This is a genomic window from Streptomyces sp. NPDC054841, assembly GCF_053611045.1.
Genome location: NZ_JBSGZO010000513.1, coordinates 1 through 5,709, shown reverse-complemented (window position 1 = coordinate 5,709; position 5,709 = coordinate 1). Strand labels below are relative to the sequence as shown.

Annotated in this window: 2 protein-coding genes; both read right to left on the bottom strand. The window is 72.8% G+C overall.

Features of this window, described 5'->3' with window-relative positions; all coding sequences use genetic code 11:
• Positions 1–1,567, bottom strand: a 1,567-nt coding sequence (locus ACWGI8_RS38045; RefSeq protein WP_453668007.1) for a type I polyketide synthase, incomplete at its 3' end; no start/stop codon positions are given.
• A gap of 392 nt (positions 1,568–1,959) precedes the next feature.
• Entirely contained in the window at positions 1,960–5,697 is a 3,738-nt protein-coding gene (locus ACWGI8_RS38040) for an SDR family NAD(P)-dependent oxidoreductase (protein ID WP_453668008.1), read from the bottom strand.
• Positions 5,698–5,709: the final 12 nt, after the last annotated feature.

Here is a 5,709-nt window from a genome sequence, read left to right as displayed (position 1 = left end):
GCTCCGACCGCTCCCCAAAGAACGACACCAACCGCCCCGCCTGCGCCCGCAACCCCGCCGCACTCCGCGCCGAAACCACCCACGGCACCACACCCCCACCAACCACCACACCCGAACCCGAACCAGAGCCCGAAGCCAAACCAGAGGCCGGCTCAGAAACCGACTCCCCCACAGACTCCGCCGCCGGCGCCTCCTCCAGCACCACATGCGCATTCGTCCCGCTGATACCGAAGGAGGAAACACCGGCGCGCCGCACGCGGTTGCCCTCCGACCAGTCCTGGTTTTCCGTCAGCAGGGAGACGGCGCCCGCGCTCCAGTCGACCTTCCGCGACGGCGCGTCCACGTGCAGCGTCCTGGGCAGCACACCGTGCCGCAACGCCATCACCATCTTGATGACACCGCCGACACCGGCCGCGGCCTGCGTGTGACCGATGTTCGACTTCAGCGAGCCGAGCCACAGCGGACGCTCGGCGGGGCGGCCCTGACCATAGGTCGCCAGGATCGCCTGAGCCTCGATCGGGTCACCCAGCGTCGTCCCCGTGCCATGCGCCTCCACCACGTCGACCTGATCGGAAGCCAGTTGGGCGTTGTCGAGGGCCTGGCGGATGACGCGCTGCTGGGAGGGACCGTTGGGGGCGGTCAGGCCGCTGCTGGCGCCGTCCTGGTTGATGGCGGAACCACGCACGACGGCCAGCACCTGGTGCCCGTTGCGCTGGGCGTCCGACAGCCGCTCCAGCAGCAGCATCCCGACACCCTCGGCGAAGCCGGCGCCGTCGGCGGCGTCGGCGAACGCCTTGCAGCGGCCGTCGGCGGACAGGCCGCCCTGGCGGGCGAGGTCGATGAAGGTGTCCGGGGTGGACATGACGGTGGTGCCGCCGGCCATGGCCAGGGTGCATTCGCCGTTGCGCAGCGCCTGCACGGCCAGGTGCAGGGCGACCAGCGACGAGGAACAGGCGGTGTCCACGGATACGGCGGGGCCCTCGAGGCCGAGGGTGTAGGAGATGCGGCCGGATGTGACGCTGTAGGCGTTGCCGACGCCGAGGTAGCCCTCGATGTCCTCGGGGACCTCGTCGAGGCGGGCGGCGTAGTCCTGGTACATCACGCCGGCGAACACGCCGGTCCTGCTGCCGCGCAGGGAGTGCGGGGGGATGCCCGCGCGTTCGACGACCTCCCAGGCGGTCTCCAGCAGCAGCCGCTGCTGCGGATCCATGGCGATGGCCTCGCGCGGTGAAATGCCGAAGAAAGCCGGGTCGAACTCGGCGGCGTCGTAGAGGAATCCGCTCTCGCGCGCGTAGAACGTACCGGGGATTTCAGGGTCGGCGCTGTAGAGCTTGTCCAGGTCCCAGCCGCGGTCGGTGGGGAAGGCGGAGACGGCGTCCCGTCCCTCGGCCACCACGTCCCACAGTTCTTCGGGGGACGTAACGCCGCCGGGGTAGCGGCAGGCCATGCCGACGATCGCGATGGGCTCGTGGGCCCGGGCGTCCGCTTCGCTGAGCCGTTGCCGGGTCTGCTGGAGATCGGCCATGACACGCTTGAGGTAGTCGCGAAGCTTCTGCTCAGTCTGCATGTGTAACAACCTCTTGAGAACGGACAGCACGGTGGCGCCCGGGAGGGCCAGCTGCTCACGGCACGTACGAACCCCGGCGGAAGTCATCCCGATGCTCGAAGCCCCGTCGGGGCTTCGACTGTGCCGCGGCCCCTGTTGCGGTGCCGATTCCGGCGCCGGGTGCGGGAAGCGCACAGTGCGGGAGCACGGCGGGAGCAGCATCGATATGACGTCACCTGCGACGCTAGAAAACCCGCGTTCGGGCGGCCACCCCTAACCGTCCCTAACGGCCCCCCTAGAAGCAGAGGCCGGTCACCCCTGTTCTCGGGGTGACCGGCCTGGGAGGAACCGGGGCATCGCGCCGTCCGGGCGCCGCACCGGCGGCACGGAGGCGAACGGCGGAGCCCTGGGGGTTACGGCATGCCGAGCTGTTCGTCGATCATCGCGAACATCTCGTCGTCGGTGGCCGACGCGAGGTTGTCGGTCAGCTCTGCCGGACCGTCCGTGAGCGTGACGGACCGCCCCAGGGACCGCAACAGCTCCTGGAGCCGGCCGGCGACCTGACCCCGTGCCTCGTCGGGCAGTTCGACACGGGAGAGGACGGCTTCCAGCCGGGCGAGCTCACCGTGCACCGCGTCGGCGCCCGGTGCCGCATCCGCGGCGCCGACCCGCGAGTCGAGGTACTCGGCGAGCCGCTCGGCCGAGGGATGGTCGAAAACCAGTGTCACGGGCAGCTGGATGCCTGTGGCGCGGTTGAGCGTGTTGCGCAGCTCCAGCGCCGTCAGCGAGTTGATGCCCATGTCGAGGAAGCCCTTGCCGGGCTCCACCTGGTGCGGCGCCTCGAAGCCGAGCACCCTGGCCGCGCCGGCCTGGACCAGTTCCAGCAGCACCGCGGACCGGTCCTCGGCGCCGAGCCCGTCGAGGCGCTGGAGCAGCGCGTCGCCGTCGGCCTCGGTGGTGCGGTCGACGGTGCTCGCCGCGCTCCGTACCGGGGCCCGGACGAGACCGCGCAGCAGGGGTGCCACCTCACCTGCCGCCGCCCGGGCGCGCAGTCGGGCGAAGTCCAGCCGGACCGGCACCAGCGCCGCCTCGTCCGTGGCCCACGCCGTCTCGAAGAGGGCCAGCGCCTCGTTCGTACCCAAGGTGGAGACACCGCTGTCGGCGATGCGGCCGACCTCGCCGTCGCCGAGTGCGCCGGTCAGACCGGACCGCTGCTCCCACAGGCCCCAGGCCAGCGCGTGCGCGGGCAGACCGCGCGCCCTGCGATGTTGCGCCAGCGCGTCGAGAAAGGCGTTCGCCGCCGCGTAGTTGGCCTGGCCCGGTCCGCCGAAGACGCCGGCCGCGGAGGAGTAGAGCACGAAGGCTGCCAGGTCCCGGTCCTTGGTCAGCTCGTGCAGGGCGACGGCGGCGTCCACTTTGGGGCGCATGACTGTGGCGAGCCGCTCGGGGGTGAGGGAGCCGACCACGCCGTCGTCGAGCGCGCCCGCCGTGTGCACGACGGCGGTCAGCGGGTGTGCCTCCGGTACGGCCGCCAGCGCCTCGGCCAGCGCGTCCCTGTCGGCGGCGTCGCAGGCGGCGATCTCCACCTCGGCGCCGAGCCGGGCGAGTTCGTCCGCCAGCTCGTCCGCGCCCGCTGCTGACCGGCCGCTGCGGCTGGTCAGCAGCAGGTGCCGCACGCCGTGCTCGGTCACGAGCCGCCGAGCCAGCATGCTGCCGAGGGTGCCGGTGCCGCCGGTGACCAGGACGGTGCCCTCGGGGTCCAGCCGTGGCGCCTGGGTACGGGCGGAGGAGGGGACCCGCGCCAGCCTGGGCGCGAGCAGTACGCCGTCCCGCTCGGCGATTTCGGGCTCGCCGGACGCGACGGCCGCGGCCAGCAGCTCGTGCGTCACCTCGGTGCCGTCGGGATCGAGGTCGAGCAGCAGGAAACTCCCCGGGTTCTCGCTCTCCGCCGCCCGCACAAGGCCCCATACGGGAGATGAAGCCAGGTCGGTCACGTCGGCGCGGGCGGCGCCCACGGCACCACGGGTGAGCAGCACCAGGCGGGAGGAGACGAGGCGCTCGTCCCGCAGCCAGCCCTGTACGGTCTCCAGCACCTCGGCCGTCACGGCGCGGGCCGCCGCCGGCACGACGGCCAGGTCACCGTGAGGCGGCCGGTGCGGCGCGACGGGCACGCAGACGACGTCGGGCGCGGGCGCACCGGCGTCCAGGGCGGCGCGCAGCTGCGCGAGGTCGCCGTACGTCGCGACGCCCCCGGAACCCTCCTTGAGCACGCGCTGCGTCCCGTGCGCGTCCGAGCCCACCGCGGCCCACGCCCCGCTGAGCGCCCCGGCCGTACGGGAAGTGGCCAGCGGCGTCCAGTCGAGGCGGAACAGCGACTCGTGCGCTTCCGCTTCGTGACCGGGCAGCGCCAGCGCCCCGGCGGGCACGGGCCGGGTCACCAGGCCATCGACGGAGACGACGAGCGCACCCGTGGGATCCGCTGCCTTCAGGACGATGCTGCCGTCGCCGTCCACGGTGAGCCGGGCCCGAAGGCGGGCGGCCCCGGCGGCGTGCAGCGCCACCCCGCCCCACGAGAACGGCAGCCGCGGCTGCGACGTCTCGTCCTCGGCGCCGTCCGCGGCCGCGGCCGCACTGGCACCGCCCGGACGGCGGGTGGCGCTGACGAGGACGGAGTGCAGCGCTCCGTCCAGCAGGGCGGGGTGCACGGCGTAGCGTCCGGCGTCCGCGTCCTCGGGCAGGGCGACCTCGGCGAAAATGTCGTCGCCGCGCAGCCACACCGCGCGCAGGCACTGGAAGGCGGGCCCGTACTCGTACCCCTGGGCGAACAGTTCCTCGTAGACGGCGCCCATCTCCAGCGGTTCGGCTCCTGGCGGCGGCCAGGCCGCTGTCAGGTCCGGATCCGCAGGGAGGGCGGCGGCGTTCTCCGCGGCGGCGGGCACCGCCTCGGCCAGCACACCGGTGGCGTGGCAGATCCACGGCTCGTACGCCTCGGGGGCGCGCGGGCTGGTGTCCCCGCAAGTGTGGACGGCCACGGTACGCCGCCCGCCCGGACCTTCGGGAGCGCCGACGGTGATCTGGAGCCGCCGCCCACCGGACTCGGGCAGAACGAGCGGCGCCTGGAGCGTCAGCTCCTCCAGCAGCCCGCACCCCACCCGGTGCCCTGCCTGGAGGGCCAGCTCCACGAGCCCAGTGCCGGGGACGAGAACGGTGCCCATGACCGCATGGTCGGCGAGCCAGGGGTGGGTCCGCAGGGACAGGTGGCCGGTGAGGACGTGCCCCTCGGAGCCGGCGAGCGCGACGGCCGCGCCGAGCAGCGGGTGATCGGCGGCGGTGAGCCCGAGGCCCGCGGCGTCGCCGGCGGCTGCCGGGGCGGACGCCTGGAGCCAGTAGCGCTGGCGCTGGAAGGCGTAGGTGGGCAATTCGACCCGGGGCCGCGGCCGCTCGTCCTGCCACGGGTAGACCCGCTCCCAGTCGGGCGTGATCCCATGGGTCACCGCCTCACCAAGCGAGAGCATGAACCGCTCCAGACCACCCTCGTCACGGCGCAGCGAACCGACCACGGCAGCCTGCGCACCGGCATCGTCGATGATGTCCTGCACCGCCATCGTCAACACCGGATGCGGACTCATCTCGATCACCACATACGAACCCGAACCCGAACCCGCGCCCGAACCCGCGCTCGTGCCCGTGCCCGTGCCCAGGACCGTCCGCATCGCCGCGTCGAACTCCACCGTCTGACGGGCATTACGGAACCAGTACTCCACCCCCATCTCCGCCGTATCCACCACACCACCGGTCACCGTCGACACCAACGGCACCGACGACGAAACCGAACCAAGCGGCCCGAACGCCTCCGCCATCTCCGCGCGCACGCCCTCCACCTGCACCGAATGCGCCGCATAGTCCACCGCGATCCGCCGCGCACGAACACCCCGCTCCTCACACCGGACGAGCAGTGTGTCCAGCGCGTCGGGTTCACCGGAGACAACCACGGTCGAGGGCCCGTTGACCGCGGCCACCGAAGCGCGGCCCCCGAAGGGCTCCAGCATCTCGTCGACGGTGGCCTGCGACGCCATGACGGAGACCATGCCACCACGGCCGGACAACCTCAGCATCGCCCGCGCCCGCAACACCGCAGCACGCGCCGCCACCGGCAACGACAC